The sequence below is a fragment of the Allobosea sp. LC85 genome, assembly GCF_000735605.1.
Taxonomy (GTDB): domain Bacteria; phylum Pseudomonadota; class Alphaproteobacteria; order Rhizobiales; family Beijerinckiaceae; genus Allobosea.
Map to the genome: position 1 here is coordinate 66350 of NZ_JPKG01000019.1, position 13641 is coordinate 79990.

General features: G+C 64.1%; 15 protein-coding genes. 7 read left to right on the plus strand and 8 right to left on the minus strand.

The window, feature by feature from the left end; translation table 11 throughout:
• Window positions 1–41 precede the first annotated feature (41 nt).
• Complete coding sequence (proB, locus tag FG93_RS09175; protein WP_043233848.1) at window positions 42–1166, minus strand: glutamate 5-kinase; 1125 nt, start codon at window positions 1164–1166, stop codon at window positions 42–44.
• Between the two features lie 353 nt (window positions 1167–1519).
• On the opposite strand from proB, the gene rpsU reads away from it, so the two are divergent.
• The 6 genes from rpsU (at window position 1520) to FG93_RS09205 (ending at window position 6745) form a co-directional block, all read left to right on the plus strand.
• On the plus strand, window positions 1520–1783 hold the full coding sequence (gene rpsU / locus FG93_RS09180; RefSeq protein ID WP_043234034.1) for a 30S ribosomal protein S21: 264 nt from the start codon (window positions 1520–1522) through the stop codon (window positions 1781–1783).
• A gap of 82 nt (window positions 1784–1865) precedes the next feature.
• Window positions 1866–2243: a DUF6481 family protein gene (locus FG93_RS09185; RefSeq protein WP_244448542.1), complete on the plus strand. Its 378-nt coding sequence runs from the start codon at window positions 1866–1868 to the stop codon at window positions 2241–2243.
• A gap of 491 nt (window positions 2244–2734) precedes the next feature.
• Entirely contained in the window at window positions 2735–3850 is a 1116-nt protein-coding gene (locus tag FG93_RS09190) for a TRAP transporter substrate-binding protein (protein WP_043233849.1), read from the plus strand.
• 92 nt (window positions 3851–3942) lie between these two features.
• Window positions 3943–4518, plus strand: a complete 576-nt coding sequence (locus tag FG93_RS09195; RefSeq protein ID WP_043233852.1) for a TRAP transporter small permease subunit — start codon at window positions 3943–3945, stop codon at window positions 4516–4518.
• Window positions 4518–5846, plus strand: coding sequence for a TRAP transporter large permease subunit (locus FG93_RS09200; RefSeq protein WP_043233854.1), 1329 nt, complete (start codon window positions 4518–4520; stop codon window positions 5844–5846). Before FG93_RS09195 ends, FG93_RS09200 begins: the two co-directional genes overlap by 1 nt.
• Before the next feature lie 149 nt (window positions 5847–5995).
• Window positions 5996–6745 (plus strand): GntR family transcriptional regulator, encoded by a 750-nt coding sequence (locus FG93_RS09205; RefSeq protein WP_052513541.1) that lies wholly within the window; start codon window positions 5996–5998, stop codon window positions 6743–6745.
• An 11-nt stretch (window positions 6746–6756) separates the two neighbouring features.
• Here the strand turns inward: FG93_RS09205 and FG93_RS09210 are convergent, their stop codons facing one another.
• From FG93_RS09210 to FG93_RS09225, 4 genes are all read right to left on the minus strand, one after another.
• Window positions 6757–7536 carry an enoyl-CoA hydratase/isomerase family protein gene (locus FG93_RS09210; RefSeq protein ID WP_043233855.1) on the minus strand — a complete coding sequence of 260 codons (780 nt, stop codon included), beginning with the start codon at window positions 7534–7536 and terminating at the stop codon, window positions 6757–6759.
• A 15-nt stretch (window positions 7537–7551) separates the two neighbouring features.
• Complete coding sequence (locus FG93_RS09215) at window positions 7552–8745, minus strand: CaiB/BaiF CoA-transferase family protein (protein ID WP_043233856.1); 1194 nt, start codon at window positions 8743–8745, stop codon at window positions 7552–7554.
• A 176-nt stretch (window positions 8746–8921) separates the two neighbouring features.
• Window positions 8922–9113 carry a hypothetical protein gene (locus FG93_RS09220; RefSeq protein WP_043233857.1) on the minus strand — a complete coding sequence of 64 codons (192 nt, stop codon included), beginning with the start codon at window positions 9111–9113 and terminating at the stop codon, window positions 8922–8924.
• A 93-nt stretch (window positions 9114–9206) separates the two neighbouring features.
• Window positions 9207–9806 (minus strand): TetR/AcrR family transcriptional regulator, encoded by a 600-nt coding sequence (locus FG93_RS09225; protein WP_043233859.1) that lies wholly within the window; start codon window positions 9804–9806, stop codon window positions 9207–9209.
• 206 nt (window positions 9807–10012) lie between these two features.
• Between FG93_RS09225 and FG93_RS09230 the strand changes: the two genes are divergently transcribed.
• Window positions 10013–11023 (plus strand): LLM class flavin-dependent oxidoreductase, encoded by a 1011-nt coding sequence (locus FG93_RS09230; RefSeq protein ID WP_043234038.1) that lies wholly within the window; start codon window positions 10013–10015, stop codon window positions 11021–11023.
• Between the two features lie 3 nt (window positions 11024–11026).
• Here the strand turns inward: FG93_RS09230 and FG93_RS09235 are convergent, their stop codons facing one another.
• From FG93_RS09235 to FG93_RS09245, 3 genes are read right to left on the minus strand one after another with little or no spacing between them, the layout of a single operon-like run.
• Complete coding sequence (locus tag FG93_RS09235; protein WP_043233860.1) at window positions 11027–11890, minus strand: metal ABC transporter permease; 864 nt, start codon at window positions 11888–11890, stop codon at window positions 11027–11029.
• Entirely contained in the window at window positions 11887–12747 is an 861-nt protein-coding gene (locus FG93_RS09240) for a metal ABC transporter permease (protein WP_043233862.1), read from the minus strand. Before FG93_RS09240 ends, FG93_RS09235 begins: the two co-directional genes overlap by 4 nt.
• Complete coding sequence (locus FG93_RS09245; protein ID WP_152579381.1) at window positions 12744–13640, minus strand: manganese/iron ABC transporter ATP-binding protein; 897 nt, start codon at window positions 13638–13640, stop codon at window positions 12744–12746. The genes FG93_RS09240 and FG93_RS09245 overlap by 4 nt, the downstream gene beginning before the upstream one ends.
• Between the last annotated feature and the right edge of the window lies 1 nt (window position 13641).

Below are 13641 nucleotides of genomic sequence, written 5' to 3' on the forward strand. Positions count from 1 at the left end.
CCAGTCATTGTCAACTCACCCGTTTCCTTAGCCCGGCGACCTTAGCCGACGCCGAGCGCCATGTCGTCACGGTGGATCATCTCGGCGCGCCCGGGATAGCCGAGGATGGCCTCGATATCGCGCGAGGCCTTGCCGAGCACGAGCCCCGCCTCCGCCGCATCATAAGCCACCAGCCCGCGACCGAGCACGCGCCCATCCGGATCGCGAATGAGCACGGCATCGCCACGCGCGAACTCGCCCTCGATCCGGCTGACCCCGACAGGCAGCAGGCTCGCTCCGCCGCGCAAGGCACGAGCAGCACCTGCGTCGACATGCAGCGTGCCGCGCGGCTCGAGCGAGCCGGCAATCCAGGTCTTGCGCGCCGTTGCGGGATTCGAAGCCGAAAGAAACCAGCTGCAGCGCCCGCCAGCCACGATCGCGCTGAGCGGATTCTTCGTCCGCCCATCCGCGATCAGCATATGGGTGCCGCCAGCCGCGGCGATCTTGCCCGCCTCGATCTTGGTGCGCATGCCACCGCGGGAGAGCTCGGACGCCGCTCCGCCGGCCATGGCCTCGATCTCCGGCGTGATCCGCTCGACCAGCGGGATATGGCGCGCAGCCGGATCCCGCGCCGGGGGCGCCGTGTAGAGCCCATCGATATCCGAGAACAGTACCAGCAGGTCGGCGCCCGCCATCGTCGCGACGCGGGCGGCGAGGCGGTCATTGTCGCCATAGCGGATTTCGGTCGTCGCGACGGTATCATTCTCGTTGATCACCGGAATCGCGCGCAGATCGAGCAGGCGCCCAAGCGTGGCGCGCGCATTGAGATAGCGGCGGCGCTCCTCGGTATCGGCCAGGGTCAGCAGGATCTGCCCGGCCGTCAGCCCGTGATGCCCCAGGGCCTCGGACCAAGTCCGCGCCAGCGCGATCTGCCCGACGGCCGCGGCCGCCTGGCTTTCCTCCAGGCGCAGCGGGCCGCTCGGAAGTCCCAGCACGGTACGGCCGAGCGCGATCGCTCCCGACGAGACGACAAGCACATCGGCGCCGCGCAAGTGCAGTTCGGCGAGGTCCTCGGCGAGCGCGGCGAGCCAGGCCTGGCGCAACCGGCCACGCTCACGGTCGACCAGAAGGGCCGAGCCGACCTTCACCACGATACGGCGGAATTGACTCAGCGACGGCGTGTTCACGGAGAAGACCCGGATCGAGTAACGGAAGCGAGAATTGCCTGTTGGCGAAAACCTGACACTTGTAAAGCGCACCACCGCCCGTTCGGCTATGCATGCCCATGCAAAAGCCTGCGTGAAGCCTGGCAATTGCATTGACATTCACCGTTCGAGAGGCCATATGGCGGCCGTCGATATTCGGCCGAACGCCGCGGTCCCGCGCATGTCAATGTGCCCGCCGACGACCTTCCCCGCTCAGATCGAACAACCGGCGCGCGGCCTTCTGGTGCGCTTCAACATGATGCTACGAAGATTTCGCTGGATCTCGGGCCCGGGTTCAGCGGGGTGTTTTCGTATTTCGAATGAAGGAAACCAGGATGCAGGTTCTCGTCCGCGACAATAACGTCGATCAGGCGCTGCGAGTGCTTAAGAAGAAATTGCAGCGCGAAGGCGTTTTTCGTGAGATGAAGCGCCGCTCAGCTTATGAGAAGCCATCCGAGCAGCGCGCTCGCGAAAAGGCCGATGCCGTTCGCCGCGCCCGCAAGGCCGCTCGCAAGCTGGCTCAGCGCGAAGGCCTCATCGCCGCGCCGAAGCCCAAGGCGAAGCCGACCCGCGCCGCAGGCGCAGCGCCTGCGCGCTGATTACAATACACATCCGGCGAGTTCTGGATTATTGCCTCCGCGGGCTCGCGAGTAGAGCCCGCTCAACCCAAGAAGGTAGACCTTGAAGAACCCGAACGACCGCAGCTTCACTGATCGTCAGGCCAACTCCGCCAATGCCAAGAAGGCGCTGCTAGAGCGTTTCCAGGCACGGCCGAAGGCCGATGACCCGATCATGCAGCAGCGCCGCGCGGAGCGCCAGGCCATTGCCGATGCGCGCGCTGTCCGCGACGCCGAGAAGGCCGCTGCCCGCGTCGAGGCCGAGCGTCTCGCGGCGATCGAGCGCGCCGCCCAGGAGGAAGCCGAGCGTCAGGCCGAACTGGTGCGTGAGGCCGCCCGCAAGGCCGAACAGGCCAAGCGCGACGCCGAGCGCCCCCGCAAGGTTCTGCTCGAGGCCGTCCAGTACATGCAGATGCGCGCCGCCGGCAAAGGCCGCCGCTGAAACGTGCCTTCGCCCGCCTCGGGCTGAATGGTTTCGACCCCCAGTCGTGATTCAGGAATGAGGCGCGTTATGACGCGCCTCATTTTTTCCGATTCTGCAATGCTCCTCCTTCAGTGCGAAGGGCAATCGCAAGCCGTCATTGCATCGCAATAGGCGGAGCTGCCCTGCGGCGCCATGACTCTGGCCCGGCGCACCGACGCAGGGTAACATTCGGGAAACTGGCGTTTATCGCCATTTCGAGCGCACAGACGCTCGATGCCGCGCCCTGCCCTGCCACTGCAGCTGGGCGCCGCCTTTTGCCGTCGATGCGGCACTGTCTCATCTTGAGCTTGTGCATTCGCGAAGGATGAGCCGAGCGATATTATACGACTTTAGTATTAATCTTGTCGCTTGCAACGGCAATTGAATACAGCAAGTCTGCTATATCGCGGCCAGAAGGCCGAAATAACGACACGCCAGATACATGGCGGAGCACCCAAGGGAGACAAACCATGACTTCCGAGTCCAGCAAACCAAGCTCCAGCCGTCGTAATTTCCTCAAGGTCGCCGCGCTCGGCAGCGTAGGCGCCATCGCCATGCCCCAGGTCAGCCGCGCACAGACGGTGACCTGGAAGTTCCAGTCGACCTGGCCAACCAAGGACATCTTCCATGAATTCGCCGGCGATTTTGCCAAGCGCGTCAATGAGATGTCCGGCGGCCGACTGAAACTGGACGTGCTCGCGGCCGGCGCAGTCGTCCCCGCCTTCCAGATGCAGGACGCGGTCGCGGCCGGCATTCTCGATGGCGGACATGGCGTCTGCGCCTATTGGTACGGCAAGAACAAGGCCTTCTCGCTCTTCGGCACACCTCCGTCACTCGGCTGGGACGCAACCAGCTTCCTGGGATGGATGAACCATGGCGGCGGCTATGAGCTCTATAACGAGCTGGTCGGCCAGACGTTGAAGCTCAATCTGGTAGGGTTCCTCAGCGGGCCGATGCCCTGCCAGCCGCTCGGCTGGTTCAAGAAGGAGCTCAAGAGCCCGGACGATTTCAAGGGCCTGAAATATCGCACAGTCGGCCTCGCCGCCGATCTGATGAAGGAGATGGGCGCCGCGGTGACCATCCTGGCTGGCGGCGAGATCGTGCCGGCGCTTGAGCGTGGCGTCATCGACGGAGCGGAGTTCAACAACCCCTCCTCCGACTCGATCCTCGGCTTCCAGGACGTCGCCAAGGTTTACATGCTGCAGAGCTATCATCAAGCAGCCGAATGCTTCGAAATCATTTTCAACAAGACGAAGTTCGATGCTCTCGCCCCCGAGCAGAAGGCGATCATCAAATATGCGGCGGAGGCAGCTTCGTCCGACATGATCTGGAAGGCGCTCGACCGCTACTCCAAGGACCTCGACATGTTGCGCTCGAAGGGCGTCAACATCGTGCCGACCCCGGAGGTGATCCTCAAGGCCCAGCTCGATGCCTGGGACAAGGTGCTCGACAGGCTCTCGGCCGAGAACGCCTTCTTCAAGAAGGTGGTCGAGTCGCAAAAGGCCTGGGTCAAGCGCAGTGTCGCCTATGAGCGCGTCAACACGCCCTCGCGTGAACTGGCCTATACGCATTTCTTCAGGGGCTGAATTTCTGTCATCATCGTAGCGCCCGCCATTCGCCACCGGATGGCGGGCGCTTTTCGCGCCTGCAAGACTCACAGAGAGCCGCGGATACCGTGATGGGACTCATCCTCGCGATCGACAGGTTCAACACCGCCATCGGAAAACTTGCTGGCTGGACGATCCTGATCCTGACCCTGGCGATCAGTTACGAGGTCTTCTCGCGCTACGTCCTGCGCGCGCCCACCGAATGGGCTTTCGACGTCAGCTATATCCTTTATGGCACTCTGTTCATGCTGGCCGGGCCCTACGCGCTCGCACGCAACGCCCATGTGCGTGGCGATTTCCTCTATCGCCAATGGTCCCCGCGAACCCAGGCCGGGCTCGACCTGGCTCTCTATTTTCTGTTTTTCTTCCCCGGCGTCATTGCGCTGGCCTGGGCCGGATACAAGTTCGCAGCCTTCTCCTGGTTGATCGGTGAACATTCCTCGAATTCGCCGAACGGCCCGCCGCTCTACCACTTCAAGTCGCTGATCCCGATCGTCGGGGTCCTGATGTGCGTCCAGGGGCTCGCCGAGGTCGCGCGCTGCATCATCTGCCTGCGCACCGGCGAATGGCCTCCGCGCCTGCATGATGTCGAGGAGACCGAGAAGCTCATCCTCGAGGAAGCCGCAACCCGCGAGGAATCGATTTGATGTTCGGACTGGGCAATCCCGAACTGGGCGTGGTCATGCTCGTCCTGTTCATCGTCTTTATCATGCTCGGCTTCCCCATCGCCTTCACGCTGATGGCTCTCGGCGTCGGCTTCGGCTACTGGGCGATGGGCGACAATGTCTTCGCGCTGGTCGTGCAGCGGGCCTATTCGGTCATGGCCAGCGACGTGCTGGTCTCGATCCCGCTCTTCATCTTCATGGGCTACATCATCGAACGCGCGAACATCCTCGACAGGCTGTTTCACTCGATCCAGATCGCGCTCGGCAACGTCCCCGGCTCACTCGCCATCGCAACGCTCGCGACCTGCGCGATCTTCGCGACCGCAACCGGCATCGTCGGGGCGGTGGTAACGCTGATGGGACTGCTCGCCTTCCCCGCCATGCTGCGCGCCGGCTACGATGTGAAGCTCTCGGCCGGCGTCGTCTGCGCCGGCGGCTGCCTCGGCATCCTGATTCCGCCGAGCGTCATGCTGATCCTTTATGGCGCGACCGCGGGCGTCTCGGTCCCGAAACTCTATGCGGGCGCGCTCTTCCCGGGGCTGCTGCTGGCTGGCCTCTACATGGTCTATGTCATCGTCCGCTGCACCCTCAATCCGACGCTGGCGCCGAAGCTGCCGAAGGAACAGACGGACGTTCCCTGGAGCACGGTCATCTGGGCGCTGATGACCAGCTTCTTCCCCCTGACCATCCTGATCATGTCCGTGCTCGGTGCGATCTTCTTCGGGCTCGCGACGCCGACCGAAGCGGCCGCAGTCGGCTCGCTCGGCAGCCTGATCCTGGCCGCGGCCTATCGCTCGCTTTCCTTTGGCAAGGTCAGGGAATCGGTCATTCTGACAGCACGTACCTCGGCGATGGTCTGCTGGCTCTTCGTCGGCTCCTATATCTTCTCGTCGATCTTCGCGATTCTCGGCGGGCACGAACCGATCAAGGATCTGGTCACGGCGTTGAACCTGTCGCCGACGATGTTCCTGATCGTCGCGCAGCTGATCATCTTCGTGCTCGGCTGGCCGCTGGAATGGACCGAGATCATCGTGATCTTCGTCCCGATCTTCCTGCCGCTGCTACACTTCTTCGATATCGATCCGCTGTTCTTCGGCATCCTGATCGCGCTGAATATCCAGACCTCGTTCCTCTCTCCGCCGGTGGCGATGGCGCCCTTCTATCTGAAGGGCATCGCTCCACCGCACGTGACCATCAACGAGATCTTCTCCGGCGTGATGCCCTATTTGCTGATCGTGCTGTTCGCGATGGTGCTGGTCTATGTCTTTCCCGGTATCGCGCTCTGGCTGCCGAAATTTCTCTACGGCTGAACACTTCCCGCGCGCCCCTTTGAGCAGGCGAGGACCCCGCCCGCCAGTGCGGCCCCGCTTGTTCGGGCTCGCTGCCTTGCCTACAGATCAGGGGCCCTGCGAGACGTGCTGGGACGGAGGGCGAGGTTCCGCCCGTGACCCGAGGCCTCATGACCACGACGCCGACGCCGGCTCCGGAGACCGGCAGCCCTCAGCCTGGTCGCAAGGGGCGACTGCATGGCGCGACGGTCGCGACGCTGCGCCGGATGATCATCACCGGCGAATTGCCGGCCGGACAGAAGCTGCGGGAGCAGGAGATCTGCGAACAGCTCGGCGTCTCGCGCACGCCTTTACGGGAAGCGTTGCGCACATTGGCTGCGCAGGGATTGGTGAGGCTGACGCAGAATCGCGGCGCCGAAGTCGCCTCCCTGACCCTGGATGATATCCTGGGGCTCTACGAGGTCGTCAGCACCTTGGAAGCCCTGGCAGCGCGGCTCGCCTGCAAGACCATTTCGGACGAGGCCATCGCCGAGATCGGCATGCTGCATTACCGGATGATGCGGCACCAGGCTCGCGCCGAGCAGCTCGAGTATTTCGCGCTTAACCAGCAGATTCATCGGGCGCTAGTCGAGGCCGCACGCAACGCGGCCCTGCTCGAAGCCTGGGAAGGATTGTCCGCACGCATCGAGCGCGCGAAATACCTTCCAAACCTCCAGCCCACGCGCTGGAAGGCTGCGATGCAGGAGCATGATGCCATGCTCGCCGCCCTCGTCTCCCGCGACGGCGAGGGCCTGGCGCGGCTCATCGAGATCCATTTTGCCAATAGCCTCGCCGCCATCCTCGCCACCGCAAACCCGGGAGCCGGGCATGCCGCCGAGACGACACCGCGGCAGGGCGATGAGGGGCACGAGACGCCCTGACGGGCAGCCCCCTATTGCCCCTGCCAGTTGGGCGCGCGCTTGGCCAGGAAGGCTTCCATGCCCTCACGGAAGTCGGCGCTCATGTAGCACATCAGGACGAGGTCCTTGTCATCGGCATGGCCGCGTGCTGCGGCAATCCGGCGCAAGCCCTCCTTGGTGGCGCGCATCGTCAGCGGCGCATGGCCCGCGATGGTCTGCGCCAGCTCTTCGACCCGCGTGAGCAGAGCCGCATGATCGGCCACCAGTTCGCCATAGAGGCCGACGCGGTGGCCTTCTTCCGCCTCGATCAACCGAGCCGTGAAGACCATGTCCTTGACCCGTGCGGGTCCGAGCAGCGAGGCGAGCCGGGCGAGGTTGTTCATCGACAGGCAGTTGCCGAGCGTGCGCGCGATCGGGAAGCCGAAGCGAGCCGACTGCGTCGCGACCCGGAGATCGCAGGCGCAGGCGATGGCAGCTCCGCCACCGGTCACGGCGCCGGAGATCGCCGCGATCGTCGGAATCGGGCAGCTCTCGATCGTGGTGATGATCTCCTCGATCCGCGTCTCGTAGTTGAGAGCGTCTTCTGGCTTGTTGAAGGCGCGAAACTGCGAGATGTCGGTGCCTGCGGCAAAGGCCTTGTCGCCGGCCCCGGTCAGGACCAGTACCTTGGGCGAACCATGGCCCTCGGTGTCACCGCAGATCGCGGCGATGCGGTCATACATCCCGAAGGTCAGCGCGTTGCGGGCCTGCGGACGGTTGAGGGTGATGGTACCGACCCCGTCCTTCAGATCGTAGAGAATCTCGTCGTTCATCAACCCGCTGCTCCTTCAGATCGCCCCGGCCTCGCGCAAGCGCGCGACGGCGCCTGAGCCGTAGCCGAGCTCGGCCAGGATCTCGGCATTGTGCTCCCCTGCCTCCGGCGTCGGCGACACCACTCCGGCGGGCGTCCGCGACAATCCGACCGGCTCGCCCACCACCCTGAAATCCCCGAGGATCGGATGACTGACCGGCTGCGCGATGCCGAGATGCTGCACCTGAGGGTCGTCGAACATCTCATCGACGGCATAGATCGGTCCGGCCGGAACGGCATGCTCCTCGAAGGCGGCAAGCCAATGCGCCGAATCCTTCTGGGTCAGGATGCTCTCGATGATGACCCGCAATTCCGGGCGCTTGTCGTAGCGCTTTTCCATGCTGTCATAGACCGGGTTGTCGCCGAGTTGGGGATGACCGATCGCCTTGCAGAAGGAGCGCCAGTGTCCCTCGGCGCCGACGCCGATATTGATATGGCCGTTCCTCGTCGCATAGACCCCCATCGGCGTCGAATAGGGGTGATCGTTCCCGGCCTGCGGCGGCACCGTACCCTCGACCAGGAAGCGCGCAGCCTGGAAATCCATCATCGCGATCTGGGCTTCGAGCAGGGAGGTCTGGACCCATTGGCCGAGCCCCGATGTCTCGCGCTCGGTGATCGCAACCAGCGCGCCAAGGGCGCCATAAAGGCCCGCAGCCGAGTCTGCGACCGCGATTCCGGCGCGCACCGGCCCCTGCCCCGGCAGGCCGGTGACCGACATCATCCCACCCATGCCCTGGGCGATCTGGTCGAAGCCGGCGCGGGCCCGGTAGGGACCGCTTTGGCCGAATCCGGAGACCGAGACCAGGATCAGGCGCGGATTGAGCCTGTGCAGCGTGTCGAAATCGAGCCCGAGCCTGCCCTTCACGTCCGGGCGGAAATTCTCGATCAGCAGATCGGCGCTCTCGATCAGCTTGAGCAGGATCGCTTTGCCCTCGACGGTCTTCAGGTTCAGCGTCAGCGAGCGCTTGTTGCGGTGCAGGTTCTGCATGTCATAGCCATGCCGCGCCCCGCTCATGTTCTCGTTCGGATCGAGCCCCGGCGGGCTTTCGACCTTGATCACATCCGCGCCGAAATCCGCAAAGACGCGTGCGCAGGTCGGCCCGGCCCGAACACGCGACAGATCGAGGACACGCAGTTTCGCAAGGGCGGTGGAAGGCGTCGGGCGGGGCATGGCTCGGCTGTCGTTGAAGGCAAAGGCCGCCGACTATGGGATGCGCTCCCGCAAGCCGTCAACACTTGTCAAATCTTGTATGCAATTTTCTCCTGCAGCGAGAGAGCCGCGACGAAGCCTTCTGACGCCTTCTAAAGATAGGCTTGGCTTCCAGGCAGAAATGTATGCAAGCCCGGTCAGGTTCGCGTTGCTGGCCCGGTTTTGGTCGGGCTCTCCAGCGCGACCGGATCGCTAGCCGGAAACGTCTCATCCAATGCTTCGTTCAGATCGGCATCCTTGCCCTTCCTGCGCTTCGCTCGTCTTTGCTCGGCCTGCTCCTTGCGCAGGCTCTGCGCCGCCGGGCTGATCTTGGTCGCAGCCTTCGCCATGATATCCCCCGTTTCGCATCTCTGATCGTCACGGCGCCGAACGTGACATGAGACCGAAACGCAAAAGCCGCCGCTAGCGTTCCATATCCGTGCTCACGCCCGCTTCATCCCGTAGGCATGATGGACGATCCGGCTGAACGAGCGATAGAGCTGCTCCAGCCGGTCGAAATTTCCGCCATCCTGCGTGATCGGCCCGGCGCTGTTGGCGATGGCGACCAGTTGCAGTGCGATGTCACCGCGTGGAATGTCATTGGAAAGCTCGCCCCGTGCCACGGCCTGATCAATTCCGGCGACCACGAGATTCTCGAGCGTCACGCCGAACTGGGCCAGCGCCTCGCGCGCCTTCGGGGCGATCACGTCCTGCTCCAGCCGCATCCGGCCGATCAGGCTCCAGGGATTGGCAGTCGTGGCCGTCGGATTGTAGCGGAGATAGCGCTGACGGTTCGACTCCGTCATCCCATGGATCTTGTCTTCAAAGCTCTTGTCGCTGCGCCAGTTCGCCTCCCAGTTCGCCAGCGTCTGCTCGACGTAATCAACAATCACCTCCTCCGCGAGGTTGAGCTTGTTGCCATAGTAGTAGTGGATGTTCGCGCGCGTCGTGTTGAGGACGTCCGCAACGTCACGGAAGCGGAAGCCCTGATAGCCATTGCGGATCAGGAGCTCTGCCGAGATTTGCTTGATCTCCTGCTTCATATCTCACTCCGCCGCATCGATTGCGCCCTTCTGGAGCCGTTCCGGGCCGTCGTCCAGTGTGCCGCGTCGCGGATGGCTCTTCTCGCCAGAACGCTTCTGCATTGGCGCCATGCCAGATCGCGAAAAGGCTGGACGCAAGCCGGCAGCACTCCCATCTGCCACGGGCGCGGCATGATGAGCCGGGCGACGATACGCAGGAGCGCTGCATGGTTGATTTCTCTGTCCTCGACCTCTCACCGGTGATCGAGGGGCAGGAGCCCGGCGACGCTCTGCGCAATTCTCTCGACCTTGCCCGCCACGCCGAGGCACTCGGTTATCGCCGCTATTGGGTCGCCGAGCATCACAACATGGTCGGCATCGCCAGCGCCGCAACCGCGGTGGTGATCGGTTATCTCGCGGCTGGAACCAAGACCATCCGCCTCGGCGCCGGCGGCATCATGCTGCCCAACCACGCGCCTCTCGTCATTGCCGAGCAGTTCGGAACGCTGGAATCGCTCTATCCCGGCCGGATCGATCTCGGCCTCGGTCGTGCTCCGGGTACCGACCAGCGCACGGTCCGGGCCCTGCGACGCGACCCGATGGCCTCGGACAGCTTTCCGCAGGATGTGCTCGAAGTGCAGGCCTTCCTCGCCCCGGTGCAGCCCGGGCAGGTGGTGCAGGCCGTGCCGGGCGGCGGGACGGAGGTGCCGCTCTGGATCCTAGGCTCCAGCCTGTTTGGCGCCCAGCTCGCTGCAGAACTCGGCCTGCCCTACGCCTTCGCCTCGCATTTCGCACCGGATGCACTGATTCAGGCGCTTGCGATCTACCGCGAGCGCTTCAAGCCGTCGGAGCAGTTGGATCGGCCCTATGCGATGCCGGGCATCAACGTCATTGCCGCCGATACGGATGAGGAGGCTCGCTATCTCTTCACCTCTGTCCAGCAGCGCTTCATCGGCATGATCCGCGGCACGCGCGGCAAGTTGCAGCCACCGATCGACGATATCGAAAGCGACTGGTCCCCTGCCGAGAAGGCACATGTCTCGCAGATGCTGCGCTATGCTCTCGTCGGCTCGCGCGAAAGCCTGAAGCGCCAGCTCGATGCGTTCCTCGACGCGACGGCGGCCGACGAGGTCATGGTCACCGCGCCGATCCACGATCACATCGCACGCAAGCGATCCTACGAGATCCTCGCCGACATCATACCTAACCTGGCAAGAAACCAGATCAGGGCGGCGTAAGCGTCATTGCACCCGTGAAACGCTCACGCTGAGGCTGGCGCGTCGCGAGGCGCGCCAGAGATTGAGGGTGAGCGCAGCAAGGAAGAAGCCGGCCTGGATCACGACGATGCATGGACCGGTTGCGGCATCGAGATGGAAGCTCAGGATAGTGCCGAGGACGCTCGATACGGTTGCAACTCCGACCGCCGTCATGAGCATCCGGTCGAACTGGCGCGTCATCAGGTAGCCGATCGCGCCTGGCGCGATCAGCATCGCGACGACCAGGATGATGCCGACCGCCGTGAGTGCCGCGACGATCGTCAGCGCCAACAGAATCAGCAAGCCGAAATGCAGCGCTGCGACCGGCAGGCCGATCGCACGCGCATGCGCAGGGTCGAAGGAGACCAGCAGAAAATCGCGCCGCTTCGCCAGCATGATCGCGATGGTCGGCACCGCGATCAGCGCCGTCTCCGCGATATCGGCCCAGCGCACACCGAGCATGTTGCCGAACAGGATGTGCATCAGGTGCTGGTCGCTATCGACTTTGACGAAGAGCACCAGCCCCAGCGCAAACATGCCGGAGAAGACGATGCCCATCACAGTGTCCTCCTTCACCCGGCTGTTCTGCTTGAGATAGCCGATGCCGAGTGCGCAGCCGAGGCCAGCAGCGAAGGCGCCGATCGCCAGCGGCAGGCTCAGGATATGGGCGAGTACGATGCCGGGCAGCACCGCATGCGAGACCGCGTCACCCATCAGCGACCAGCCCTTGAGCACGAGGAAGCAGGACAGGACGGCGCAGACGAGGCCGACCAGCACCGCGACAATCAGCCCCCGTTGCATGAACTCATGCGCGAAGGGCGAAAGGAACCAGGTTTCGATCAGGCTCATGCGGCTTGCTCCGGAAGGGCCCGGGCCGCGCGGCGCGCCGCGAGCCGACCGTGCTTCGGCGCGAAGACAAAGGCGAGCAGAAACAGCACGGTCTGGAAGACGACGATCAACCCCCCGGTCGAGCCATCGAGAAAGTAGCTGGCATAGGCGCCGATCGCGCTGGTCGCGACACCCATCGCGACCGCGATGATGATCAGGCGGCCAAAGCGGTCGGTCAGCAGGTAGGCCGTGGCGCCCGGCGTCACCACCATGGCGATCACGAGGCACGCGCCGACCGTCTGCAGGGCTGCGACCGTGCAGGCGCTGAGCAGCACGAAGAAGAGGATCTTCAGGCGCGTCGGCGAGAGGCCGACGCTGCGTGCCTGGTTCTCGTCGAAGAAGACCAGCATCAGGTCCTTCCAGCGTGCGACCAGGATCACCAGAGAGACGAAGGCGATGATCGCAACCTGGACGACGTCCTCGTCGGAGATGCCCAGAATGTTGCCGAGCACGATCGATTGGACATTCACCGAAGTCGGGTTGATCGAGACGATCAGCAGCCCGACAGCGAAGAAGGTGGTGAAGACGATGCCGATCACCGCATCTTCCCGCAATTGCGTGCGGACCCGGACCAGGGACATGGCGAGCGCAGCCAGCAGACCGGAGAGGAAGGCGCCGGCGGCATAGGGCAGTTTCAGCAGATAGGCGAGCGCAACGCCCGGCACGATCGCATGCGCCAGTGCGTCGCCCATCAGCGACCAGCCCTTGAGCATCAGATAGCAGGACAGGAAGGCACAGACGCCACCGACCAGCGCCGAGACCCATATGGCCTTGACCATGTACTGGTAGGCGAAGGGTTCGAGCAGGAGGTCGATCACCGGGCCATATCCCTACCGGCGCCGACGACCGTCTCGTGATCGCGCTCGCCGTAGAGCACGAGCGGACGCTCGTCGTCGGTCAGGACGGTGACGCGCCGGTCGTCGGCATCGTCGTGGAGCTGTGCGCCCCCTAGCCGGAAATGTCGGAGCACGCCGCCGAAGGCGCGCTGCAGATTGGCTTCCGTGAAGGTGGTTGCGGTCGGTCCGGCCGCCAGCACGGTCTTGTTGAAGATCACGACCTGGTCGCAAAAATCCGGGATCGAGCCAAGATTATGAGTCGAAACCAGCATCAACCGCCCTTCGGACCGCAATTCCCGCATCAGCCCGACGATCGCATCCTCGGTTTTGACGTCGACGCCGGTGAAGGGCTCGTCGAGCAGGATGACCTGCCCGCCCTGCGCCAACGCCCGCGCCAGGAAGACGCGCTTGCGCTGTCCGCCGCTGAGTTCTCCGATCTGGCGGCGGCGGAAATCCAGCATGTTGACGCGCGCGAGCGCCTCCTCGACCGCCTCCTTGTCGGCGCGCCGAGCGATGCGCATCAGGCCCATATGACCGTAACGCCCCATCATCACGACATCGTCGACGAGAACCGGAAAGCTCCAGTCGACCTCCTCGGACTGCGGCACATAGGCGACCAGCCCGCGCTTCAACGCCTGCCGCACCTCGAGCCCCGCAATGGCAACGCGACCATGGGCCGGCTTCAGAAAGCCCATGAGCGTCTTGAACAGGGTCGACTTGCCCGAGCCGTTGATGCCGACCAGCGCGCAGATCGTGCCCGCGCCGAGGGCAAAGGAGGCATCGTTCACCGCTGTCACGCCGTTGCTGTAGCGCACCGTCACACCCTCGACCGTGATCGAGGGTTGCGGTCCAGGCTCGCCCGGCCGGGCGGTCACA